The sequence below is a fragment of the Streptomyces sp. LZ34 genome (assembly GCF_053890475.1).
On record NZ_CM132680.1, the window covers coordinates 2,062,578 to 2,086,974 of the forward strand.

Annotated in this window: 19 protein-coding genes; 9 read left to right on the forward strand and 10 right to left on the reverse strand. The window is 71.0% G+C overall.

Annotated elements, in window-relative coordinates; translation table 11 throughout:
• The first annotated feature begins 76 nt into the window (after positions 1–76).
• Positions 77–3,247, forward strand: a complete 3,171-nt coding sequence (locus ACWY4P_RS07280; RefSeq protein ID WP_456209311.1) for an amidohydrolase family protein — start codon at positions 77–79, stop codon at positions 3,245–3,247.
• Positions 3,248–3,340: 93 nt separating this feature from the next.
• Here the strand turns inward: ACWY4P_RS07280 and ACWY4P_RS07285 are convergent, their stop codons facing one another.
• Positions 3,341–4,090 carry an SDR family oxidoreductase gene (locus ACWY4P_RS07285; protein ID WP_456209312.1) on the reverse strand — a complete coding sequence of 250 codons (750 nt, stop codon included), beginning with the start codon at positions 4,088–4,090 and terminating at the stop codon, positions 3,341–3,343.
• A 293-nt stretch (positions 4,091–4,383) separates the two neighbouring features.
• On the reverse strand, positions 4,384–5,235 hold the full coding sequence (locus ACWY4P_RS07290; RefSeq protein WP_456209313.1) for an AraC family ligand binding domain-containing protein: 852 nt from the start codon (positions 5,233–5,235) through the stop codon (positions 4,384–4,386).
• A gap of 74 nt (positions 5,236–5,309) precedes the next feature.
• Here ACWY4P_RS07290 and ACWY4P_RS07295 point away from each other — a divergent pair, with 74 nt between their 5' ends.
• The 4 genes from ACWY4P_RS07295 (at position 5,310) to ACWY4P_RS07310 (ending at position 11,039) form a co-directional block, all read left to right on the forward strand.
• Complete coding sequence (locus tag ACWY4P_RS07295; protein ID WP_456209314.1) at positions 5,310–6,227, forward strand: DMT family transporter; 918 nt, start codon at positions 5,310–5,312, stop codon at positions 6,225–6,227.
• A 149-nt stretch (positions 6,228–6,376) separates the two neighbouring features.
• Positions 6,377–6,949: a TerD family protein gene (locus ACWY4P_RS07300; RefSeq protein ID WP_456209315.1), complete on the forward strand. Its 573-nt coding sequence runs from the start codon at positions 6,377–6,379 to the stop codon at positions 6,947–6,949.
• 306 nt (positions 6,950–7,255) lie between these two features.
• Positions 7,256–8,905, forward strand: a complete 1,650-nt coding sequence (locus tag ACWY4P_RS07305; RefSeq protein WP_456209316.1) for a glycoside hydrolase family 43 protein — start codon at positions 7,256–7,258, stop codon at positions 8,903–8,905.
• A 16-nt stretch (positions 8,906–8,921) separates the two neighbouring features.
• Entirely contained in the window at positions 8,922–11,039 is a 2,118-nt protein-coding gene (locus tag ACWY4P_RS07310) for a non-reducing end alpha-L-arabinofuranosidase family hydrolase (protein WP_456209317.1), read from the forward strand.
• Between the two features lie 165 nt (positions 11,040–11,204).
• On the opposite strand, the gene ACWY4P_RS07315 is transcribed toward ACWY4P_RS07310, so the two are convergent.
• The 4 genes from ACWY4P_RS07315 to ACWY4P_RS07330 all read right to left on the reverse strand — a co-directional run bounded on the left by ACWY4P_RS07315 (position 11,205) and on the right by ACWY4P_RS07330 (position 15,952).
• Positions 11,205–11,966: a TIGR03943 family putative permease subunit gene (locus ACWY4P_RS07315; RefSeq protein WP_456209318.1), complete on the reverse strand. Its 762-nt coding sequence runs from the start codon at positions 11,964–11,966 to the stop codon at positions 11,205–11,207.
• Positions 11,963–12,973 carry a permease gene (locus ACWY4P_RS07320; RefSeq protein WP_456209319.1) on the reverse strand — a complete coding sequence of 337 codons (1,011 nt, stop codon included), beginning with the start codon at positions 12,971–12,973 and terminating at the stop codon, positions 11,963–11,965. The genes ACWY4P_RS07315 and ACWY4P_RS07320 overlap by 4 nt, the downstream gene beginning before the upstream one ends.
• Positions 12,974–13,067: 94 nt before the next feature.
• Complete coding sequence (locus ACWY4P_RS07325) at positions 13,068–14,426, reverse strand: CAP domain-containing protein (protein WP_456209320.1); 1,359 nt, start codon at positions 14,424–14,426, stop codon at positions 13,068–13,070.
• 80 nt (positions 14,427–14,506) lie between these two features.
• The gene (locus tag ACWY4P_RS07330) at positions 14,507–15,952 is read right to left on the reverse strand and encodes a glyceraldehyde-3-phosphate dehydrogenase (RefSeq protein WP_456209321.1); all 1,446 of its coding nucleotides are present in this window, start codon (positions 15,950–15,952) and stop codon (positions 14,507–14,509) included.
• Positions 15,953–16,069: 117 nt separating this feature from the next.
• On the opposite strand from ACWY4P_RS07330, the gene ACWY4P_RS07335 reads away from it, so the two are divergent.
• Positions 16,070–18,850, forward strand: a complete 2,781-nt coding sequence (locus tag ACWY4P_RS07335; RefSeq protein WP_456209322.1) for a SpoIIE family protein phosphatase — start codon at positions 16,070–16,072, stop codon at positions 18,848–18,850.
• Between the two features lie 28 nt (positions 18,851–18,878).
• Here ACWY4P_RS07335 and ACWY4P_RS07340 read toward each other — a convergent pair whose 3' ends face one another.
• Together ACWY4P_RS07340 and ACWY4P_RS07345 are read right to left on the reverse strand one after the other, a co-directional pair.
• Entirely contained in the window at positions 18,879–19,094 is a 216-nt protein-coding gene (locus ACWY4P_RS07340; RefSeq protein WP_456212842.1) for a ferredoxin, read from the reverse strand.
• 5 nt (positions 19,095–19,099) lie between these two features.
• Positions 19,100–20,302 carry a cytochrome P450 gene (locus ACWY4P_RS07345; protein ID WP_456209323.1) on the reverse strand — a complete coding sequence of 401 codons (1,203 nt, stop codon included), beginning with the start codon at positions 20,300–20,302 and terminating at the stop codon, positions 19,100–19,102.
• 143 nt (positions 20,303–20,445) lie between these two features.
• Here ACWY4P_RS07345 and ACWY4P_RS07350 point away from each other — a divergent pair, with 143 nt between their 5' ends.
• Positions 20,446–21,066 (forward strand): TetR/AcrR family transcriptional regulator, encoded by a 621-nt coding sequence (locus ACWY4P_RS07350; RefSeq protein WP_456209324.1) that lies wholly within the window; start codon positions 20,446–20,448, stop codon positions 21,064–21,066.
• A gap of 36 nt (positions 21,067–21,102) precedes the next feature.
• On the forward strand, positions 21,103–21,870 hold the full coding sequence (locus ACWY4P_RS07355) for a sulfite exporter TauE/SafE family protein (RefSeq protein ID WP_456209325.1): 768 nt from the start codon (positions 21,103–21,105) through the stop codon (positions 21,868–21,870).
• Between the two features lie 4 nt (positions 21,871–21,874).
• Here the strand turns inward: ACWY4P_RS07355 and ACWY4P_RS07360 are convergent, their stop codons facing one another.
• The gene (locus ACWY4P_RS07360; protein ID WP_456209326.1) at positions 21,875–23,125 is read right to left on the reverse strand and encodes an MFS transporter; all 1,251 of its coding nucleotides are present in this window, start codon (positions 23,123–23,125) and stop codon (positions 21,875–21,877) included.
• A 134-nt stretch (positions 23,126–23,259) separates the two neighbouring features.
• On the opposite strand from ACWY4P_RS07360, the gene ACWY4P_RS07365 reads away from it, so the two are divergent.
• A complete protein-coding gene (locus ACWY4P_RS07365) occupies positions 23,260–23,640 on the forward strand; it encodes an ArsR/SmtB family transcription factor (protein WP_456209327.1) in 381 nt (126 codons plus the stop codon).
• A gap of 27 nt (positions 23,641–23,667) precedes the next feature.
• Here the strand turns inward: ACWY4P_RS07365 and ACWY4P_RS07370 are convergent, their stop codons facing one another.
• Positions 23,668–24,330: a TetR/AcrR family transcriptional regulator gene (locus ACWY4P_RS07370; RefSeq protein WP_456209328.1), complete on the reverse strand. Its 663-nt coding sequence runs from the start codon at positions 24,328–24,330 to the stop codon at positions 23,668–23,670.
• Positions 24,331–24,397: the final 67 nt, after the last annotated feature.

Here is a 24,397-nt window from a genome sequence, read left to right on the forward strand (position 1 = left end):
CTGCCGCAGGTCCTTTTCGCGCGCTCCGGCGCGCTTTGGATCGGCCGAGCCGATATTCGAGCAGGGGGACAGGACGTTGGAATTATCACGCAGATCACTCATCCAGCAGAGCGGCAAGGCGGCCGTCGGGGCCGGTGCCCTGTGGCTGGGCGGCCCCTTGGCCGACCTCGCCACCGAGGCATCCGCGGCACCGGGTAAGGCGGAGGACGACACCCGGCAGATCACCGTCAGCCAGGCCACCAACGCGTCCGCCGCCCTCTCCCCCGACGGCCGCACCGTCGTCATGGACCTGCTCAACCTGCTGTGGACCCTCCCGGCGCAGGGCGGCGAGGCCACCAGGCTGACCGACATCGACCAGGAGGCGAGCGAGCCCGACTTCTCGCCCGACGGCCGCCATCTGGTCTACCAGTCCTACGCCGACGGCAACTTCCACCTCTGGCTCGCCCGCGCGGACGGCACCAAGGCCCGGCGGCTCACCGAGGGTGACATCGACCACCGCGAGCCTCGCTTCTCCCCGGACGGCGGCCGGATCGCCTACGCGGCCGAGACGGACGGGCACTACGCCATTCACGTCCTCGACCTCGACACCGGCAAGAGCAAGCGCTGGACCTCCGGCACGGACGCCACGGTCCAGGAGGCGCAGCCCTTCTGGCATCCCGACGGAAACGCCATCGTCTTCACCAGCGGCAAGGGCGACGCCCCGCAGACCGTCGTCCAGGTCGACGCCGACGGCAAGCGCACCACGCTCGTCACCGTCACCGAGGGGCGGGTGGCGGGGCCGTCCCTGTCCCCCGACGGCACGAAGCTGGCGTATGTCCACCTCACCTCGTCGGCCGCCGGCCTCGTCGTCGACGGGAAGGTCGTTTCCGCCGACCGTGAGGAGGTCTTCCCGTTCGCCGCGCGCTGGCCCTCCGACGGCGAGGTGTTCTACACGGCCGACGGGAAGATCCGCCGACGGTCGGTCACCGCTGGATCGGTGGACGACATCCCCTTCACCGTCCACCTCACCGTGCCGCGCGTCCCGGAGCGGCCCTCCGCACGGGACTTCGACTCCACCGCGCCGCGCGAGGTCAAAGGCATCGTCAGCCCATGTCTGTCACCCGACGGCAGCCGGATCGCCTTCGCCGCGCTCGGCGACATCTGGGTCGGCCGCATCGGTTCCACGCCCAAGGCCGTGGTGTCCGACGGGAACATCAACAGCGGCCCTGCCTGGCACCCCGACGGGTCCACCCTGGTGTATGTCAGCGACCGGGGTGGCGGCCGCACGACCAACCTGTGGCTCCACGATCTCGACAGCGGCGAGGACCGCCGGCTGACCGACCTTCAGGGCCAGTTGACCTGGCCCGTCTTCAGCCCCGACGGCGCAACCGTCGCCTTCTCCTTCTGGTCCAGCATCCTGCAGACCGTCGATGTCGCCTCCGGTGCCGTACGCACCGTGACCTGGGGCGGCAGACCCGCCTTCTCCGCCGACGGCACCAAGCTGTCGTGCGCCGCGCTGGTGCCCGCCACGCCCCGCTACCGCGAAGGCTCCAACCGCGTCCTGACCATCGACCTCGACAGTGGAGAGACCCACTACGACGAGCCGGTGCCGGGAAAGTCCCTTGCGAACACCATGGACGCCGGGCCCGTCTACTCACCCGACGGTCAGTACACCGCGTACATCGTCGGCGGCACCGTGCACCTCAGCGCCCTCGACTCCGCCGGCCGACCGACCGGCCCCGCCCGCAAGTTGAACGGCGAGACCGCCGACTGCCCCAGCTGGAGCGCCGACTCGCGTTCCCTGCTCTACCTCTCCAACGGCCGGCTGCGTCTCGCCGACGCCCGCACGGGCCGCGCGACCACGGTCCCGACCGAGCTGACCTGGCGCCAGGCCAAGCAGTCCGGCCGCACCGTCGTGCAGGTGGGGGCGCTCTGGGACGGCACGGGCGAGACCTTGCGGCACGACGTGGACATCGTCATCAAGGACAACCGCATCGAGCGGGTCGTGGAGCGCGGCTCCGTCGGCGGGGATCGCATCGTCGACGCCCGCGGTCTGACCGCGCTGCCCGGCCTGATCGCCCTCCACGAGCACGCGCCCTGGCTGCTGACCGAGACCACGAAGCTATGGCTGTCGTTCGGCATCACCACGCTGCGCTCCCCGGGCGGCCCGCACTACGAATCGGTCGAGGTCAAGGAGGCCATCGACTCCGGACGCCGCATCGGGCCACGCCTCTTCGCGGCCGGTAACGCGCTCGAGGGCTCCCGTTCCTTCTACGCCGTCGGCCGCCCCATAACGAACGAGGAGGAGCTGGCGCGGGAGGTGGCCAAAGCCGCGGCGCTCGGCCACGACCTGCTCAAGGCCTATGTGCGGCTGCCGTACGCACTGCAGCGCGCCGCCGTACGAGCGATCCACCGCCTCGGCCTGCCCCTTACCTCCCACTACCTGTTCGGCCCGCTCGGCTTCGGCGCCGACGGCGTCGAACACATCGGCGGCACCAGCCGCTACGGCCGCCGCCAGAAGGAGACCCACCTCGGCCACACCTACCAGGATGTCACCGAGCCGCTGATCGCTTCCGGCATGGTCTTCACCCCGACGCTGGGACTGTCCGGCGCGGGTCTGTCCGCCACCCGCGCCGCGCTGTACCGGTACGCCCAGTGGGCGGTCGGCGACCGACGGCTGACATCGCTGACGATGGAGGCGGAGTACGAGGACTTCCGTAAGGGCGTGGCCGACGCGCAGCAGAACGAGCCGACCGACCAGCTTGCCTTCGCCGCCCGGCACGGGGCGACACTGCGCGGGCTGCTGGAGAGGGGGGCGCAGGTGGGGATCGGCACCGACAGCCCACTGGTGCCCCCGGCCGTCTACTACCACCTGAATATGCAGACCATGGTGCGCCACGGCGCCAGCCCGTACCAGGCGCTGCGCTCCGCCACCGTGACGGGCGCGCGGGCGCTGGGCATGAGCGCCCACCTGGGCACGGTCGAGCCGGGGAAGCTCGCCGACCTGGTGCTGGTGGAGGGCAACCCGCTGAGTGACATCACGGCGGCCGCGGCGGTGCGGCAGGTGGTGCTCGGTGGCGTGGTGCACACGGTGGACGACCTGGTGGCCGAGGGGCCGGGAGCGGCTCGCGACGCCTCCGCCGCGAGGACGGCCGCGTCGAAGGCCGCGTCGAGGGCTACGCCGAGGGCCGAGGACGTGCCGCAGGGCCCGGCCCGGGAGCGCTATTGGTGGCACCGGGAGGAGCACGCACCCGGCCCCTGCTGCTGAGCCGCCTCCCCGGCGGCGAGTCCGAGTCCCTCCCGGGCCGAGCCCTGGCCTGGGGCCGGGGCTGGACCCGGGGCGTCCGCCTTCGGAGGGCCGTCAGACGATGCCGCCGTTGGCACGGACGACCTGGCCGTTGACCCAGTGGCCGGCCGGTGAGGCGAGGAAGGCGACGACGTTTGCGATGTCGGCGGGGGTGCCGAGGCGCTCCAGCGGGGGCTGGGCGGCCAGCCGGGCGACGGTCTCCTCGTCCTTGCCCTCGAGGAACAGGTCGGTGGCGGTGGGGCCGGGGGCGACGGTGTTGACCGTGACGTCCCGGCCACGCAGCTCGCGCGCGAGGACCATCGTGAGCGCCTCGACAGCGCCCTTGCTGGCGCTGTAGGCGCCGTAGCCCGGGAAGGCCAGGCCCACCACGGAGGTGGAGAAGGTGACGATCGCCCCGCCACCGCGGATCCTCCGGGCGGACTGCTGGGCGATGACGAAGGTGCCGCGGATGTTGGTGCGGTGCACCGCGTCCAGCTGCGCCAGGTCCAGGTCGGCGACCGGGGCCAGGTACATGCGGCCGGCCGCGTGGACGACGACGTCGACTCCGCCGTACTCGGCCTCCGCGGTGTCGAAGAGCGCGGCCACCTGCTGCTCGTCGGCGACGTCGGCCCGGACGGCGACCGCCCTGCCGCCGACGGCGGTGATCTCTTTGACGGCGGCCTCGGCCAGATCACGGTTGCCCGCGTACCCGACCACGACGGCGTATCCATCGGCGGCCAGCCGGCTCACCGTCTCGCGGCCGATGCCACGGGAACCGCCCGTGACGATGGCGACGCGGCTCTTCGCGGTTTCTTGGGTGGACATGGAGACTCCTGCACGTGATGCCCCGGATGGGGATGGAACGTCGGATGGACCGTGGCGCCGGGCGACGGTTTCGGTGCCTGTGTCGCTGTCGCTGTCGGCGAGCCGACGGTGCTCTGCCTGTGTCTCCATCGTGGGCCGGTGTCCCCGTGCCGGCCAGGGCTGTCTCCACCCCTGCCGCCCCGGCGGAGCACACGGCCGTCGCGGCGGGCGGCGCGCAGGAAGATGATGGTGGGGACGGCACAGACCAGGATGGCCACGACGCTCGCCTCCGGTCCGAAGGTGCCACCCCCGAGCTACCCGACACCCAGCGCTCGGCGAAAGGTGCCCGGAGTCAGGCCATAGGTGCGGTGGAACCAGCGGGTGAAGTGGGCCTGGTCGGCGAAGCCGGTGGCCGCTGCCGCGGCCGCCGGGCTGATCCCGGTGGTCATCAGCTCACGGGCGCGGCGAAGGCGGAGCTGGCGCTGGTAGGCGCTGGGGGCCAGGCCGTATTCGGCGCGGAAGGCGCGGTAGAGGGTGTAGCGGCTACAGCCGATCGTCTCGGCCAGGGCGTCGGCGGGCAGGGGTGCCGGGGTCGGTTCGAGACAGGACTCACGGAGGAGGGCGAGGGCCCGGCGGGCGATCTGACGCTGGGCGCTCGCCGATTCCGTGCGGAGGCGGGGGGCGCGGGTGGCGCCGCGGCGGGCCATCGCGAGCACGGCCGCGGTCAGGCATTCGTCCCGTACGCCGGGGTCCGCGGGTCCGCTGAGCACGGCGTAGAGGCGGGCGAGAGCCCCGGTCAGCGCGAGGTCGTTGAGGACGGGCTGTCCGAACAGGGGCATGGCCGCGGCGCCCCCGCCGGCCGCGTCGGTGAGGACGTCGCGCACCAGCGCGGGGCCGATGTGCACGATGCGGTACTGGTAGCCCAGTTCCGCGGCGGCCCGGCCGTCGTGCACATCGTCCGGGTTGAAGGCCATCACCATCCCGGCGCCGCTCGTGTGGGCCTCGCCGCGGCAGTGGAATCGCTGGGCGCCGACGTCGGTGATGCCGAAGGAGTACGTGTCGTGGCTGTGCGGCGCGTACACATGGTCGAAGAAGTGGGCGCGCATCGCCTCCAGCGGATGCGAGCCGTCCCGCCAGTACCGCACCCAGCTCCGTTCCGTTCCCATGGCCTCATTGTGCTGTAGCTGGTGTGCGCACGGACGTTCAAGACGGGCGCGGGGCGGGTCGCCAGTGTGGTGGCATGGCATCGAAGCAGGGCTTGAGCGGTCCCTATGCGCTCCTGTCGGTCACCATGGTGTTGTGGGGAAGTGCCTTCTCCAGCTCCAAGTCGGTGGTGGACCACGTTCCGCACACCGTTGCCGCACTGATGCGTTTCGGTGGTGCGGCGCTCGCGCTGCTGCTGGCCGTACGGGTGTCCGGGGGCCGACGGCGGACGGAGGTGGCGGCGCGCCATGGGTGGCGCGCGGCGCTGGCGGGGGTGCTGGGCGTGTTCGCGTACAACGCCCTCTTCTTCTGGGGGCTTTCGCTGGCGCCCTCCTTGGACGCCGGCATTCTCATTCCGGTCATGAGCCCGGTGCTCACCAGTGCCTTTCTCCTGGTGGTACGGCGTGAGCGGGCCTCGGCGGGGCGTATCGCCGGGCTCGGCACGGGACTGGCCGGGGCCGTGGTCTTCTTCCTGGGGGCGGGCGGCACCTCGTCCGGGGGCGGTGACTCGACACGGCTCGCGGGGGACGCGCTGTTCCTCCTCAGCGCGGTGTGCTGGGCCGCGTACACCCTGGCCGGGCCGCGGGTGCTGGCCGGTATCGAGCCGCTGCGGGCCACGACATACGCCACGTGTGCGGGCGCCGTCCTCCTGGCGGTGATCGCCGCGCCCGACCTGCCGAAGGTGCGCTGGGGCGAGTTGCCGACCGGGGTGTGGCTGAACGCCGCGTACCTCGCCGTGTGCGCCGCCGCTGTCGCCAACCTGTTGTATTACCGGGGAATCGCGGCTGTGGGGCCCGCATCGGCGTCTCTCATGATGTTCCTGGTCCCGGTCGTCAACACCGTGTGCGCCACGCTCTTCATGGGCGAGTCGTTCGGCCGGGTGCAGGGCGCGGGGGCGCTCCTGCTGATGGCGGGTGCCGTCCTGAGTCTTCATACCCGCAGGTCGACCACATGAGTACAGGTGACTCGTCGGCGAAACCCCATCATCTGCTTCTACATAGCTGTAGATTATGGTCTGCGAACGGGCCACCCGCGGCGATTCCCGGCGCCATCGGCATGCCCGTCCGCTCCATGGAACACCGCACATACAAAGGGGAACACTTCATGGCCGTGAGCCTGTCCAAGGGCAGCAACTACTCCCTCACCCGCACCGAGCCCGGCCTCGCCAGCGTGGTCATCGGTCTGGGCTGGAAGGTGAACACCGGCCCCGGTGACGTGGACCTGGATGCGAGCGCCCTCGTACTGGGCGGCGATGGACGGGTTCTGTCGGACCAGCACTTCGTCTTCTTCAACAACCGGACGACGCCGGAGGGTTCGGTCCGCCACACCGGCGACAACAAGACCGGCGAAGGCGAGGGTGACGACGAGCAGATCGCCGTGGACTTCAACCTGCTTCCGCCACACACCGAGTCCGTGGTGTTCGTGACGTCGGTCCACAACGAGGGCGGGGCGGCCATCACCTTCGGCCGGATCCGCGACGCGTACATTCGCGTGGTTCACCAGGCGACGGGCGTGGAGATGTGTCGCTACGAGCTGACCGAGGACGCATACGACCAGACCGCGATGGTGTTCGGCCGGCTCTACCGGCGCGAGGCCGAGTGGAAGTTCCGCGCCATCGGCCAGGGCTGTGCGACGGGCCTCGCCGGGATCGCCAAGGACTACGGCGTCAACGTGTAGCCGTGTCCGCGTAGTCGACTCTCCTTCTCCAGCGGTGCTCCTCGGAGCACCGCTGGTTCCGTCGGCGCGGCATGATGCCGCAGTGCCAGATGGTGCGAGAGGTATTGACGCTTCCGGCGAGTCACCTATCATCCTCAACGTCCGGACAACCGGCCGCTATTCGGCATGCCGAACGTCGCGCCATCAGACCGGGGCACACAGCGCGGACCGAGCACGGCACCACCCACACCCCCATACCGGCAAGGCCTTCCCGCCGTCCCGCACCCGCCCGTGGGAGCGGTCCCACAGCGCAAGGGAGTGCGTCACATGTCATGGACCCATCACCCTCACAGCCGCCGGAGAGCACTGACGACAGCCACCGGCCTGATCGCCGCGACCGCCGTCCCCATGACCACCGCCCCGCGCGCCACGGCGTCGGCCCGCACGGCAAAGGCGCAGGGCCCGTCCGCCGCTGCCGCGTCGTACACCAACCCGGTGATCTGGCAGGACTTCGCCGACATCGACATCATCCGCGTCGGTGACACGTACTACTACTCGGCCTCCACGATGCACTACTCGCCGGGGGCGCCCATCCTCCGCTCGTACGACCTGGTCAACTGGGAGTTCGCCGGACACTCGGTACCGGTCCTGGACTTCGGCTCCAAGTACGACCTGAACGGGGCGCGCGGCTATGTCCGGGGCATCTGGGCCTCGTCGCTCGGCTACCGGCCGAGCAACAGGACCTTCTACTGGCTGGGGCAGATCGACTTCGCCAAGACGTACATCTACACCGCCACCGCCGTCGAAGGGCCCTGGAGCAGGCTGACGACGATCGACAACGCGTACTACGACGCCGGTCTGCTCGTCGACAGCGACGACACCCTGTACGTGGCGTACGGGAACACCACCATCAGCGTGGCCCAGCTCTCCGCCGACGGACGCACTCAGGTCCGCACCCAGCAAGTGTTCTCCACTCCATCGAGCATCGGCACCCTGGAGGGCTCCCGCTTCTACAAGATCAACGGGAACTACTACATCTTCCTCACCCGCCCCGCCAACGGCCAGTACATCCTGAAGTCGACCAGCGGCCCCTTCGGCCCCTACACGCTGCGCCAGGTCCTCCTCGACCTGCGCGGCCCGGTCTCCGGTGGCGGGGTACCGCACCAGGGCGGACTGGTGCAGACACAGAACGGCGCCTGGCACTACCTGGCCTTCGTCGACTCCTACCCCGGCGGCCGGATCCCCGTCCTTGCCCCGATCACCTGGACCTCGGACGGCTGGCCCGTCATCCAACTCGTCAACGGCGCCTGGGGCGCCTCGTACCCCAGCCCGGCCGTCCCGGCCCCGCCCCGCCAGGTCACGCCGCTCACCGGTGTCGACACCTTCGACGGCACCACCCTCACACCGAAGTGGGAGTGGAACCACAACCCCGACAACAGCAAGTGGTCCGTCAACAACGGCCTGACCCTGCGCACCGCGACGGTCACCCGCGATCTGTACTGGGCGCGCAACACCCTCACCCACCGGATCCAGGGGCCCACCTCCACCGCCACGATCCAGCTCGACTACTCCACGATGCGCGACGGCGACCGAGCCGGGCTCGCCCTCCTGCGTGACTCCTCCGCATGGATCGGCGTCACCCGGGACGGCGGCGCGACCAGGGTGGCGATGGTGAACGGCCTGACCATGGACGGCAACTGGAACACCACCGGCACCGGCACCGAGGCCGCGAGCGCCAACGTGTCCGGCGGCCGCATATGGCTACGGGCCAACGCCGACATCCGCCCCGGCGCCGCCCGCCCCGGCACCTTCTCCTACAGCACCGACGGCACCACCTTCACCCGCCTCGGGCCCTCTTTCACGATGGGCAACGACTGGCGGTTCTTCATGGGCTACCGCTACGCCATCTTCAACTACGCCACCCAGGCACTCGGCGGCTCGGTGAGAGTCGCGCGCTTCGAACTGAGCACGCCCTGACCGCTCGAGGAGAGACATGACCCTTCTGATCCGATCCGGCCGACGCCGCGCCTCGGCGTTAGGGCTCCTGGCCGCCGGCGTCATGGCGGTGGCCGGGACCGCGACCGCCGCACCCGCCACTGCCACTGCCACTGCCACTGCCACTGCCACTGGCCCAGACTCCGCCGCAGCCTCCATTCGGGCCTCCACCTTGGGTGCGCAGGCGGCCCAGTCCGGGCGGTACTTCGGGGCCGCCGTGGCCGCCGGCAAGCTCGGCGACGGTACGTACTCGACCATCCTGGACCGCGAGTTCAACATGGTCACTCCCGAGAACGAGATGAAGTGGGACACCACCGAGCGGTCCCGCGGCTCGTTCAACTTCGGCCCCGCCGACCAGATCGTGAACCGCGCCACCTCGCACGGCCAGCGCGTACGGGGTCACACCCTGGTCTGGCACTCCCAGCTGCCCAGCTGGGTCAGCTCCATCGGCGACGCGAACACCCTGCGCAGCGTGATGAACAACCACATCAACGGCGTGATGGGCCACTACAAGGGCAAGGTCTACGCGTGGGACGTGGTGAACGAGGCGTTCGCCGACGGCGGCAGCGGAGCGCACCGCCCCTCGGTGTTCCAGAACCTGCTGGGCGACGGCTTCATCGAGGAGGCCTTCCGTACCGCGCGGGCGGCCGACCCGTCGGCCAAGCTCTGCTACAACGACTACAACATCGAGAACTGGAGCGACGCCAAGACCCAGGGCGTCTACCGCATGGTGCGCGACTTCAAGTCGCGTGGCGTGCCCATCGACTGTGTCGGCTTCCAGGCCCACTTCGGCACCGGCGGCCCGCCGGCCAGCTTCCAGACCACCCTGTCGAACTTCGCCGCCCTCGGTGTGGATGTGCAGATCACCGAGCTGGACATCGCGCAGGCACCGACGACCGCGTACGCGAACACCGTCAAGGCCTGCATGAACGTGGCGCGGTGCAACGGCCTCACTACATGGGGCATCCGGGACACCGACTCCTGGCGCGCCGGGGAGAAGCCGCTGCTCTTCGACGGCAACGGCAACAAGAAGGCCGCCTACAACTCGGCGCTGACCGCGCTGGGCGGCACCCCCGCGGCGAAGGGCACGGCGAACACCGTGCCGAAGGCCGCGGCAAAGGACCCGGCGAAGAGCGCGGCGTCCCCCGGTTCGGCGGCCGCCCTGCCCGGCAGCTTCAGCTGGAGCTCCAGCGGGGTCCTGATGTCCCCCAAGTCGGACTCCACCCACAATATCGCCGGGCTCAAGGACCCCACCGTGGTCTACTACAACGGCAAGTACCACGTGTTCGCCAGCATCGCCAGCTCCTCCGGATACAGCCTGGTGTATCTGAACTTCACCGACTGGTCCCAGGCGGCCTCGGCCCCGCACTACTACCTGGACCGCAGCGGCATCGGCACCGGATACCGGGCCGCCCCCCAGGTGTTCTACTTCGCGCCCCAGCGCACCTGGTACCTCGTGTACCAGACCGGCAACGCCTCGTACTCCACCAACACCGACATCAGCAACCCGAACGGGTGGAGCGCCCCGCGCAACTTCTACTCCTCGATGCCGGACATCATCAAGCAGAACATCGGCAACGGCTACTGGGTCGACATGTGGGTGATCTGCGACAGCGCCAACTGCTATCTGTTCTCCTCCGACGACAACGGGCATCTGTACCGCTCACAGACCACCCTCGCCCAGTTCCCCAACGGGTTCACCAACACCGTCATCGCCGCCCAGGACTCCAACAAATACGCCCTCTTCGAGGCGAGCAACGTGTACAAGGTGCAGGGCAGCAACCAGTACCTGCTGATCGTCGAGGCCATCGGCTCGGACGGACGGCGCTACTTCCGCTCCTGGACCTCCGGCAGCATCGGCGGCTCCTGGACACCGCTGGCCGCCTCCGAGAGCAACCCGTTCGCCCGGGCCAGCAACACCACCTTCCCCGCGGGAGCCTGGACGAAGGACGTCAGCCACGGCGAGCTGATCCGCGCCGGATACGACCAGACCCTCACCATCAACCCCTGCAAGATGCAGTACCTCTACCAAGGCATGAACCCCAACGCCGGCGGCGACTACAACACCCTGCCGTGGCGGCTCGGCCTGCTCACCCAGACCAACTCCTCCTGCTGACCGACCACCGGGGTCGCCGCGGATCCCGCACGGGGACCGCGGCGGCCCCACCGACGGAAGGGAGTGCCGCTCGTGTCACGCAGATGATGTCGAGAGGTATCTCAACGAGCTCCCGGCCGGCCGGCAGCGATGACGCCTCCAGGCGGGGAAGGGGTGAACAACGGTTCAGCCGTTCCAGCTCTCGTCGTACGGGTCGCGCGGGGTGGCGACCGGTCTGGCCCGGCTGACGTCGAAGAACGGGATGGGGCCGCCGCCCAGGGGGTCCTTGGTCTGTTTACCGATGTAGGTGCCGGTGACCTCGAGCCAGGTGTCGGGTTGCACGACGGGAGGGATCCGTCCGGTCAGCCCGATCTTGACGGGTTGGGCATCGGCGGCGCAGCAGTTGAGGGCCATGCGGACGAGATAGGGTGCGCCGCCTGGGTCGAAGGCGATGAAGCCGGTGATTTTGATCCGCCGATGGCGGAGGGAGTGTCCGTGGTCGTAGACCGCGCGACCGGCGTAATCGGCCACGCTCAGCCGGAGCGGGTCCTTGGCCGGCAGGTCGGGGAAGCCCCAGGGGCGTTGCAGGGCCGTGCCGGTGTGCATGGCGCTGTAGGAGCCGAGGGCGGGTGGGGCGACCAGGATGAGAGCGAAGAGGGGCAGGACGAGGAGCCAGGCCACGCGTGGTTCGCGGTGGACGTGGCCGCCCCCGCCGTGGTCGCCCCCGCCGTCGCTCCCGCGCTCGGGCTCAGGGTCCCGGGGTGCGCTCGGCTGCCGTAGTTCGTACCAGACGGTGGCGACGGCGGCGACGATCAGGACGCCCCCGGAGGCCAGCAGCAGCGGGCGCAACCCGGCCTTGACGTAACGGAGGTAGAGATCGGTGCAGCCGGCCCGCAGCATCGCCACTCCGACCAGGAACAGCACCACCGCCTGTGCCTTCCGGTTCACAGCAGGACCGCCCCGACCAGGGCCGACACCAGGACCGCCAGGGCGAAGGTGGCGGGGGCGAACCGCAGCGCGAAGGCGCGGCCGAACGTGCCCGCCTGCATGGCGAAGAGTTTCAGGTCGATCATCGGCCCGACGACGAGGAACGCCAACCGGGCGGTGAGCGAGAACTGCGACAGGGACGCGGCCACGAACGCGTCGGCCTCCGAGCAGATCGACAACAGCACCGCGAGGATCGCGAGCGCGAGGATCGACATCAAGGGGTCATCGGCCGCGGTGCGCAGCCAACGCGCCGGCACCACGGCCTTGAGCGTGGCCGCGGCCATCGCGCCGACGACGAGGAAGCCGCCGGCGTGCATCACATCGTGCCGTACGGACCCCCAGAACGCCGCCCCCTTGCCGTGGCCGTCGAGCGCGGGACGGGAGGGTGGGCGCAGCCAGTCGGCGCGGCCCAGCCGCTGCCACAACCAGCCCATGACGCAGGCCACGAGCAGACTGGCCACGAACCGGGCGAGGACCATACGCGGTTCGCCGGGGAACGCGACGGCGGTGGCGGTCAGCACGATCGGGTTGATCGCAGGGGCCGACAGCAGAAACGCCAACGCCGCCGCGGGGGTGACGCCCCGGCGCACCAGTGCCCCGGCCACCGGCACGGAGGCGCACTCGCAACCGGGCAGGACCGCCCCGGCCACCCCGGCGACCGGCACCGCCAGGGCGGGCCGCCGCGGCAGCGCGCGGGCGAAGAACGACGGCGGGACGAACACGGCGATGAGCGCCGACAGCAGCACACCGAGGACGAGGAAGGGCAGGGCCTGCACGATCACCGCGACGAACACGGTCATCCAGCTCTGCATCACCGGGGCGGACAAGGCCCGGCGTACCGGCCCCTGCGCCGCCACCAGCAGGACCAGCAGCATGGTCAGGACGAGCGAGGAATCCAACCGCCCGCCCCGACGATCGTCCGCGTCACTGTGGTCGGCCCGGGGCGGGGCTGCTTTGACGGTGGCCACGGTGGGCACCTCCGACGTCGAGGGGGTTCGCGAGTGGGTTCCTCTGCCCTTCAGTACGCCGGCGCGCGCACAACTGCTCACTCGCCGCGGGGTGTCACGCACTGCCGAACAGCTGCGTCCAGTACGTGCCCGCCCGGCTCCCGGTCGCGTAGCCGATTCCGATGTGGCTGAACTCCGGTTTCAGGATGTTCGCGCGGTGTCCGGGGCTGTTCATCCAGCCCCGGACCACCTCCGGTGGAGTCCGCTGACCGCACGCGATGTTCTCGCCGATGCCGCGATGGCGGCATCCGGCGGCTGTCGCCCGGTCCCACGGCTGGCTGCCCTCGGGTGCGGTGTGGGAGTAGAAGTCGCGGGCGACCATGTCCTCGCTGTGCCGCTGCGCGGCCGCGGTCAGGTTCGGGTCCGGGGCGAGCGGCCGCAGTCCGGCCGCGGCGCGCTCCGCGTTGGTGAGCGCGCGGACGGCGTCCGCCGTACGGGCGAGGCCCGCGGGCGTGAACGGCTGGGCCCACAGCACGGTCCAGAAGACCTCCCCCGAGCGGCCGCCGACGGCCCGGCCCATCCCGAGGTGCGCGATCGAGGCATCCCGGAACGGCGCGCCGCGCTCACCGTCCCCAAGGCAGTAGTCCACGAACTCGGCCGCCGTACGGGGCCCGGAGACGATGTGCTCGGCGATGGTCAGGCAGGCGTAACCGGTGGCGGCGATCCGGTGGAAGACCGATGTCCCGTCGGGGCTTTCGAGGCCGAGGCGGCCCTGCGAGGCCATGGCGTCGGCATGGGTCCGGGCGGCCGTGCTCAGCCGGGCGTCGAGGGTGACGGCCGGGGCCCCGGTCCGCGACCGTACGTCGTTGACCAGGCCGAGGAGGCCGTCGGGGTCAGGAGCGGCACCCGTCGCAGACACAGCGGGAGACACAGCGGGCGACGGAGCGGGCCGCGGAGACGGCGGAGGTGGCAGAGGGGGTGGCGGCTGCCCGCCGTCGTCCGCGACGTCGACGCCGAAGTCCCTTGCCACCCCGGCCAGCCCCTCCGCGTACCCCTGCCCCAGGGCCCGCACCTTCCACCGGTCGCCGCGCCGGTAGACCTCGGCGAGCAGCAGCACCGTCTCATGTGTCGGGCGCGGCGGGGTGAACCGGATGGCCGGCGCCCCGCTCTCCCCCGTGACCGTCATGGTGGGGGCGGGCAGTCGGCCGAGCGGCGTGCCGGGGTCGGCGGGGCTGATCACCACCGTGACACGGCTCGCGCCGGGTCGCAGCCGCCCCGGCCAGACGGTGACGGTGTCGCCCCGCAGCCGGGCGCCGGGGGCGGAGGGCTGGTTGAAGAAGACGAAGTCGCCGTCCCCTGCGACCTTTCCGTCCTCTCCGGTGATCAGCACGGACAGGTCGAAGGGGCCCGGCACCCGGATCGACAGCGCGCCGTCCGGAATCAATGCGTTTCCGCCAGGAACCAGTTCGCCCATGTCACACCCAACGCGGCAGCGGCGCGGGGGGTTCCGGCGCCCCGCCTGCCGGGACGCCGGATCGGTCAGTGCACCGGGATTCAGACCAGCGGGGCCGGGTAGGTCGGGTACTCCACCCCGGAGACATGCTGGACGACGCGGATGACCTGGCAGGAGTAGCCGAACTCGTTGTCGTACCAGAGGTAGAGGATCGCGTTGTCCCCGTCGACCTTGGTGGCGCCGGCGTCGACGATCGAGGCGTGGCGCGAGCCGATGAAGTCGCTCGAGACCGCGTCCGGGGCGCTGGTGAAGTCGATCTGGCGCTTGAGCGGCGAGGTCAGCGACACATCGCGGAGGTGGTCGAGGACCTCCTCGCGGGTGGTCTCGCGGCCGAGCCGCAGGCTGAGGATCGCGATTGAGACATCCGGCACCGGGACCCGGATGGAGCTGCCGGTGATCGTCGCCTTGAGGTCGGGCAGCGCCTTGGCGACGGCGGAGGCCGCGCCGGTCTCGGTGATGACCATGTTGAGCGGCGCCGAGCGGCCGCGGCGGTCCGACTTGTGGTAGTTGTCCAGCAGGTTCTGGTCGTTGGTGAACGAGTGGACGGTCTCGACGTGGCCGCGCAGGACGCCGTACTCGTCCGCCATCGCCTTCAGCGGCGGGACGATCGCGTTTGTGGTGCAGGAGGCACAGGACAGGATCTGCTCATCCGGCTTGATCATGTCGTGGTTGACGCCATGGACGACGTTGGGGACGTCGCCCTTGCCCGGCGCGGTCAGGACGACCTTCTCGATGCCGGGCTGGAGGTGCTGGGACAGGCCCTCGCGGTCGCGCCACTTGCCGGTGTTGTCGATGAGGATGGCGTCCTTGATGCCGTACGCCGGGTAGTCCACCGACGTCGGGTCGTCGGAGTAGATCACCTTGATCTCGTTGCCGTTGGCGACGATCGTGCTGTTCGCCTCGTCGACCGTGATCGTGCCGTGGAACTGGCCGTGAATGGAGTCACGGCGCAGCAGCGAGGCGCGCTTGACGAGGTCCTGGCCAACGCCCTTGCGGACGACGATGGCGCGTAGCCGCAGGCCGTTGCCGGAGCCGGACTTCTCGATGAGGAGGCGGGCGAGGAGGCGGCCGATGCGGCCGAATCCGTAGAGGACGACGTCGCGCGGCTCACGGCACTCGATCTTGTTGGCGCCCGTGGCGCCGGCGACGGCCTCGGCGGTGAACTTCTCCACCGGGAGACCGCGGTCGTCGGTCTTGTACATCGCGGCGAGCATGCCGATGTCGATCTGGGCGGGGCCGAGGTCGAGCGTGGTGAGAGCCCGCAGGAACGGCAGCGTGTCGGTGACCGAGAGTTCCGTACCGGCGATCTGCCGGGCGAACCGGTGCGTCTTCAGGATGCTGACCACTGACTTGTTCACCAAGGAGCGGCTGTGGAGCAGGACCGTGACGTCCCGCTCGCGGTGCAGCTTGCCGATGATCGGGATCATCGACTCCGCGATCTCCTCGCGGTGTTTCCAGTTGGTGAACGAGTCCTCGTTGACAGTCACAAATTTATCTTTCGAGCTAGGCGGCGCTCATATGCTAACCCCCCGCCATTTTGATCTTTCAAACGGTGCCACCCGAGCCCTGTCGATCGCGATGAATGGAGTGTTATAAATGCGGACATGAGCACACATGCTCGTATGTCCTGGCGGCGGCGTCGGCCCCGGTCCGGGTCCGAAGCGCTCCACACACCCCCCCGGAGACGGCTGGGGCCCCTCTCACGTGCCCGGAGCGTCGCCGCCCAGGTGTTCGTCCTCCAGCTTCTGCTGATCCTGGTCCTGGTCGCCGGGGCGGTCGTGACCCTCGCGCTACAGGCGCAGAGCCAGGGCATGGAGGACGCCCGCCGCCGCTCTCTCGCGGTCGCCGGGACGTTCGCGCACGCTCCCGGGGTGGCCCAGGCCATGACCAGCGACCACCCGGCCGCGCTGCTCCGGTCCGCCGCCGAAGCGGCGAGGCAGGGCTCCGACGTCGACAGCGTCGTGGTGTTCGACCGCCGCGGGATCCGTCTCACCCACCCCGACGCGGCGTTGGTCGGCAAGCGGATCATCGGGCCCGCCAAGCTGGTGCGGGAAGAGCTGGCCGGAAAGACGATCACGCAGACATTTCGCGCGAGCCAGGGCCTCTCCGTGATCTCGGCGGTCCCCGTCACCAGGTCCGACGGCAGCGTCCTCGGCGGGGTGTCGGTCGGCGTCAAGGTCGAGAGCGTGAACGGCGTGGTGGACCGGCGGCTACCGCTGCTGCTGGGCAGCGCCGCCGGGGCGCTGACCCTGGCCACCTGCGGGACGGCGCTGATCAGCAGGCGGGTGCGGCGGCAGACCCACGGCCTGGGCGCCGCGGAGATGACGCGGATGTACGAACACCACGACGCGGTGTTGCACTCGGTCCGTGAAGGGGTGCTGGTGCTGGCCGCGGACGGGCGGCTGCTGCTGGTCAACAGCGAGGCCCGGGAGCTGCTCGGCCTCGCTCCGGACGCCGAGGGACGGCATATCGGCGAGCTCGGCCTTGAGCCGCACCTGACGGAACTGCTGGCTTCGGGGCGACCCGTCACGGATGAGGTGCACCCCAGCGGCAACCGGCTACTGGCGGTCAATGTCCGGTCCACGGACCGTTCGGGCGGCCCCGCCGGGAGCGTGGCGACGCTCAGGGACACCACCGAGCTTCAGGCGCTGTCCGGCCGGGCCGCGGCGGCCCGCGAGCGGCTGGAGCTGTTGTACGACGCCGGGGTGCGGATCGGCTCGACGCTGGAACTGACCGAGACCACCGAGAAGCTGGTGGAAGTGGCCGCCCCCCGGTTCGCCGACATCGTCACCGTCGAGCTGCTGGACCCCGTGCTCCAGGGCGAGGAACCCGAGCCCCCGTACGAGGTGCTGCACCGGACGGCGGTGGGCGGCGATACCACCGGACACCCCCTCTTCCGCCCGGGTGAGCGGGCCGTCTATCTGCCCGCCGCACCGCAGAGCGAGGCCCTGCGGACCGGCCGTGCCATCCTTCAGGCCGAGGTGAGCGACACCACCGAGCTCGGTGCCCATGGCGGCCCCCTCCCCGACCACGGGGTCGAGTCGCTGATCACGGTTCCGCTGCGCTATCGCGGCGTCACCCTGGGACTGGCCAACTTCTGGCGGACGCGGCGGAGCGAACCGTTCGAGGAAGAGGATCTGGCGATCGCCGGGGAGCTGACCGCGCGCACCGCCATCTGTGTCGACAACGCTCGCCGATACGCCCGCGAACACGCCATGGTCACCACCCTCCAGCGCAACCTGCTGCCCGGCAGTCTGCCCGATCAGGACGCCGCTGAGGTGGCCTCGCGCTACCTGCCCGCGCAGGGCGGGACGAGCGGGAGCTGGTTCGATGTCATCCCGCTGCCCGGTCACCGGGTCGCCCTGGTCGTCGGGAAGGTGGCCGGGCAGGGCCTGCACGCCGCGGCCACGATGGGCCGGCTGCGCATCGCGGTCCAGAACTTCTCGGCCCTGGACCTGCCCCCCGACGAGCTCCTCTCCCTCCTGGACGAGCTGGTCACCCGGCTCGACCTGGAGCAGGAGGCCGACCCGGACGGCACGCGGATCACCGGAGCCACCTGCCTGTACGCGATCTACGACTCGGTGCGTGGCCGTTGCACCGTGGCCCGGGCCGGCCACCCGGGGCCCGTGCTGGTGGGCCCGGACGGCACCGTGGACACCCCCGAGGTGCCGGTCTCCCCGCCCCTGGGCCTGGGAGGGGAGCCCTTCGAGGTGGCCGAGCTCCCGCTGGCCGCGGGGACTCGCCTGGTGCTGTACACCAACGGGCTCCTCGAAAGCCATGACGGCGCCCCCGACACCGGCCTTGACCTGCTGCGCCGCGCTCTCGCCGACCGCCCGGGCCTCGACCCCGAGGAGACCTGCCAGAGCCTGGTCGACACCGCGCTCGCCGCCCACCCGAGCGATGACGTCGCCCTGCTGGTGGCCCGCACCCGCGTGCTCGCCCCGGAGCACGTGGCCGAGTGGGATGTGCCGCTCGACCCGGCGGCGGTGGCCCCGCTCCGCGCCGCGTGCGCCCAGAGGATACGGGCGTGGGGTCTGGAGGAGGCCGACTACACCGCCGAACTGATCATCAGCGAACTGATCACCAATGCCCTGCGGTACGGCGCTCCTCCCGTACGCCTACGGCTGCTCCGCGGCCGCGACCTGACCTTCGAGGTCTCCGACGGCAGCAGCACCTCGCCCCATCTGCGGCGGGCCAGGGCCACCGATGAGGGCGGCCGCGGCCTGTTCCTGGTCTCCCAGTTCGCCCAGCGCTGGGGCACCCGCTACACCCCTCAGGGCAAGGTCATCTGGGCCGAGCAGGCCCTGAACGGTACGGCGGCGCTCGATGGCGCCCAGGCGCTGGGGGACAGTCTGGTCGGCCAAGGGGATCCGTCGGCCCTGTGACGGCCGGCGTACGGGCCCCCAGGCGGGGTCAGGGGCGTGGCCCGACCGTCGCGGCGCCGTCCCGGACGGTGATCGCCGCCGCGGGACAGGAGTCCGCCGCATCCAGCACCCGCTCCTCCTCCGGGACCTCGTCGGCCAGTGGATGGGCATGTTCCGCGTCGAGGGCGAACAGATCGGGAGCGATGCCGGCACACATGCCGGACGCGATGCACCGGTCCCCGTCGATCTCGGCCTTCCAGGTCATCTCGCTCACCACCCGATCGGCATGACGCGCGGTCCGCGGACCAGCATCTGGTCCTTCCACACCACATCCCCGGCCAGGCGCAGCCCGGGGAAGCGGGTGATCAGCGCGCCGAGCGCCTCCTGGAGCTCCAGACGGGCCAGGGGCGCCCCGAGGCAGTGGTGCACACCGTGGCCGAAGCCCAGATGCTGGGTGGCGGGGCGGGCCACGTTCAGTTTGCCCGGCTCGTCGAAGCGCAGCGCGTCGCGGTTGGCGGAGCCGACGGCGACGAGGACGGGCTCTCCGGCGCGCACCAGTGTGCCGCCCACCTCGATGTCCTCGGTGGCGTAGCGGGGCTGGGAGGCGCCCTTGCCCAGTGGTACGAAGCGCAGCAGCTCCTCGACCGCGCCGTTCAGCAGGGCGGGTTCCTCGCGCAGGCGGCGGAGTTCGTCGGGGTGGTCCAGGAGGGTCAGCAGGAAGTTGGGGATCTGGCTGGCCGTGGTCTCGTGCCCGGCCACCAGAATGCCGACGCACAGGTCGACGAGTTCGAGCTCGGAGAGCCGGTCGCCGGCGTCCCGGGCCTCGATCAGCGAGGTCATGAGGTCGTCCTGGGGCGCGGCGCGGTGGGCCTCGATCAGCCCGGCCATGTAGGCGCGCAGTTCGTCGCGGTTGCGGTCGTACTCCTCGGCGCTCAAGGAGCTGGTGGACAGCGCGGCGTCGCTCCAGGCCCGGAACTTGGGCCGGTCCTCCTCCGGCACCCCGAGCAGCCGGCAGATGACCCCGACCGGGATGGGCAGGGCGTAGCGGTCGACCAGGTCCACGGGCGGCCCGGCGGCCTCCAGCCCGTCGAGGAGTCCGTGGGTCAACTGCCGCACCGACGGCCGGAGTTTCTCCACCTGGTGGACGGTGAACGCCTTGGCGACGAGGGTGCGCAGCCGGGTGTGCTCGGGCGGGTCCATGGTCAGGATGCCGCTGTCGCGCCGACCCTCGCCCTGCCGGGGCTCGTCGTGGTGGAGCGCCTCGGCGCGGCTGAAACGCCGGTCCCCGAGCACCAGCCGGGCTTCGGCGTAGCGCGTGACGAGCCAGGCGGGCTCGCCGTACGCCATGCGCACCCGCACTAACCCCGGGTGGTTCCTGGCCTCCTCGTACGCCTCGCTGAGCCCCAGACCTTCGGAGGAGTTGAAGGGATAGGCAATCTCTGTCGACTGCACTGCCGTCTCCGCTGTGGTCACCGTGACCTCCCTTGCGTAAGCACGTGCTTACAAACGTAGGAGTCGCTCCTTGGTACGGTCAACGGCCCGATTGCGCCGTTGATCCGGCGATCCCCCCGTAGGACCGCGGGGATCGCGGGGAAGCGGACGAGAGGAGTGTCGCGATGGGTACGACCACGTCAGAGGGGCGGCGGCGGGATGCGCAGGGCACGCGGCGGCGGCTGCGGGAGGCCGCGTCCGCGCTGTTCGCCGAGCGGGGTTATGAGCGGACGACGGTCCGTGAGATCGCGGATCGCGCCGGAGTGAACCAGGCGCTGCTCTTCCGTTATTACGGCTCGAAAAGAGCGTTGTTCGGCGAGGTGGTGGCGCACGACGGGGAGGAGCAGATGCGCAGCACCCCGCCCGGCGAACTGCTCGAGGCCGCCCTGCGCGGGCTGCTCGCCCACCGCGGAAGGGAGCCGGGGAACCGCGCGCTGGCGACCCTGCTGCGCTCCGTCGGCAGCGGTGACGAGATCGGTACGGCGGTACGTGCGGTCAGCGACGACTACGCACGGGTGCTCGCGTCCCTGAGCAGCGCCGACAACCGTGCTCTGCGGGCGGACCTGGCGTTGTCCTGGATGCTCGGGATCGGCATGATGCGGGTGGTCGTCGGCAAGGAGCCGCTGGCCGACGCCGACCCGGACGAGGTGTGTGCGCTGGTCATGGCCGCACTGGGCACCCTGCTCGACGGCCTGCCGGAGATACCGGCGCAGGGTTCGGTGAACACCGAAACATCGGTCCCTTAGCGTCGGTGCCATGAGAATCTTGCGAGAGGACACCATATGACGCCGGGCGAGATGGTCGCCGTCTGCGTGTCGGGCATCGGTGCGGGCGCCATCAACGCCGTCGTCGGTTCGGGGACCCTGATCACCTTCCCGGTTCTGCTCGCGACCGGCCTGCCACCCGTCACCGCCACGGTGTCCAACGCGCTCGGCCTGATCCCCGGCTCCATCAGCGGAGCCATCGGCTATCGGAGCGAACTCAGCGGCCAGCGCCGGCGCGTGCTGAAGCTCGGCGTCGGCGCCGTGCTGGGCAGCTTCGCCGGCGCCACGCTCCTGCTGGCCCTTCCCTCGACGGCGTTCGAGACGGTCGTGCCCGTCCTCGTCGGCCTCGCTCTCGTGCTGGTCGCGCTCCAGCCCGTGATCGGCAAGCGGGTGCGCCGCCGCCGCGAGCGGGCCGGGCGGGCCGCCCACCGCGACGGTGGCCCACTGCTGTTCGCGGGCCTGATGCTGGCCAGCGTCTACGGCGGCTACTTCGCCGCCGCGCAAGGCATCATCTACATGTCCTTGATGGGCATGCTGCTGGACGAGCCCATGCAGCGCCTCAACGCTGTCAAGAACGTCCTCGCCGCCGTCGTCAACACGGTCGCCGCGGTCTTCTTCCTCTTCGTCGCGGACTTCGACTGGACGGCCGTGGCGCTCATCGCGGTCGGCTCGGCGCTCGGCGGCCAGATCGGCGCCAAGGCGGGCCGCCGGCTGCGCCCCGCGGTCCTGCGGACCCTCATTGTGACGATCGGCACCGTGTCCATCGCCCAGATGCTGCTCGGCTGACGGGTCACGACGCGGCGGTACGGCGCTGGGCGAGCACCACGCCCCCTCCGGCGAGCGCCGCGGCCGCGACGGCGGCGCTGAAGACGGTGGTGGCCCGCGACAGGCCAACCGCGTCGCCGAGGTATCCGACCGCGACCGGCAGCAGTCCGGCGGGGATGTAGCCGCCCACGTTCAGCGCCGCGTTGGCCTCGGCCAGCCGGGCGGCCGGCACATGGGCGCCGATCAGCGTCAGTCCGCCCAGCTGCCCCATCCCCTGCCCCGCGCCGGCCAGCACCGCCGCGACGGCCAGCAGCGGGGCGGAGGACAGCTGGACGGCCAGCGCCAGCGAGACCATGGCCACGACGGTGGACGCGGCCCCGGCCGCCAGGATGGCGCCCACCCTCAGCCGCCGCACGGCGAACTGGACGGCGGTCGCGGCCGTGAACATCACGAAGGCGGTGGCCCCGGCCACGACGCGGCTGGTGGTGCCGAGCAGGTCCGCCAGGAGCGAGGGGCCGAGCGAGAGGACGAAGGAGGTGGAGGTGATGCCGGGGGCGAACACCACGATGCCCAGCAGGAGGTGGACACGGTTGGCGCGTGGCACGGACGGCACACGGACCCAGGCGCCCCGCCGCGGACCGACGGGACGGCGCAGCGGCATGCGCAGCACGACGAGTACCGCCAGGGACAGCAGCACGATCTCCACCAGGAACACGGTGACCGTGGGGCCGGGCAGGGTCTCCGAGAGGATGCCGGCCAGCAGCGGGCCGAGCCCCGCCCCCAGGACCATGGCCGTGGAGGCCAGCAGCGCGGCGAGCCGCTTGCGGTCCGGTCCCGCCACGTCGCTCACGGCCGCCATGCCCGCCGAGACGATGGAGCCGACCGCCACGCCGCTCAGCAGCCGGGCGATCGCCAGGGCCACGATCGAGCCGGCCGTCGCGAACAGCACACTGGCCACGATGCCAATCGCGAGGGCCGGCAGCAGGACCGGCTTGCGGCCGACCCGGTCCGACACCACCCCGGCCACCAGCAGGGCCGCGATCAGGCCCACGATGTAGCAGGCGAAGACGACGGTCAGGGTCCCGGAGGAGAACCCGAGCTCCTTCTGCCACAGGACGTACAGCGGGGTGGCCGTGTTGGACAGGATGAACACGGCGGTCACCGGCCACGCCGCGAGCCAGACCTCACGGCGCGGCGGGGGCTCGGCCGCGGTTGCCGTCGCCGTCGTCGCCCTCACCGGTGTTTCGGTGTGCCGGACGCTCCCTGCGCTCCCCATGAAGTCTCCCCTCCAAGCCGCACAACAAGCTGTACGAGAAAAGTCGAACCACTAGTACGGCAAGAGTCGAACATAAACTCCGGTACGATTCAACTCGTACTGATGGTTGTGTTGTCTTCCCCGAGGTGACGTGGATGCCGCAGACCGCCACGGCCGACCGGTTCGCCGGCCCCTACCCCGCCCCCGTCGACCTGCCGGAACCCCTACCCGAGCCCGCCCGCGACGAGCTGCGCCTCGAGGCGGTGATGGCGGCGCTGAGCGACCCGCTGCGCATGGGTGTGGTCCGCACCCTGCTCCTGGACTCCGAGGCGTTCGACCACCCCTGCGGCTGGTTCGGCATCGATCGCCCGAAGTCGTCGCTCACCCACCACTTCCGCGCCCTGCGCGACGCGGGTCTGATCCGGCAGCGCCAGTACGGCCTGGAGCGCCGCAGCCATGTGCGCATCGACGACCTGGAGGCGCGGTTTCCCGGGCTGCTCGACCTGATCGCCGACTGGACCCCGCCCGAGAAGTGAGTCCCGCGATGCGATGAGCCCCGCGCTTCAGCCCGCCGCCAGGGCCTCCACCGTGGCGACGGTGCGGTCGACGACCGTGTCGTACAGGCGGCGCTGGGCGTCCGGCAGCCGGGGCAGCAGCGGGGCCACGGCCTCCTGCTCCTCCTGGGGTCGCAAAGCCAGGGCCTCCCGCAGCGCGGCCATCTTCTGCTCGGCGGGGCGCCGGTGGGTCTCGTACACGGCGTGGCCGATGACGGTGGAGCAGACGAGGGTGACGGCCAGGGCGAGCTCCTCCTCGCCCAGCCGCAGCGGGCGCAGCACGCGGGTGAGGGTGACCAGCGCGGGCACCCACGCGGGCTGTTGGGTCGCGGCCATGTAGGAAAGCAACTGCCGGTAGGGCAGCAGGCGGTCGCGGCTGGTGTGCATCCAGGCGCGCAGCTGGTCCTGCCAGGTGTCGCCGGGGGGATCGGTGTGCTCCGCGTCCGCGATGATTCGGTCGGCGACGGCCTGGAGCAGATCGTCCCGGTCGGGGAAGTAGCGGTAGAGGGCCATGGGGGCGGAGTCCACGGCCTCGGCGACCCGTTTGACGGTCAGTACGACACCGGGCTCACGCGCCGCCAGTTCCGCGGCGGCGCGGACGATCTGATCGCGCGACAGGCGCGGCGGACGCCCCCTTCCCCTGCGGGCCGTCCCGTCCGCCTGCTGCGCCATCCGGTGGATCCCCTCTTCCGTCCGTCCCCCGCCCGCCGACGCGGGCACCGAAGGCCAAGGCTACGCA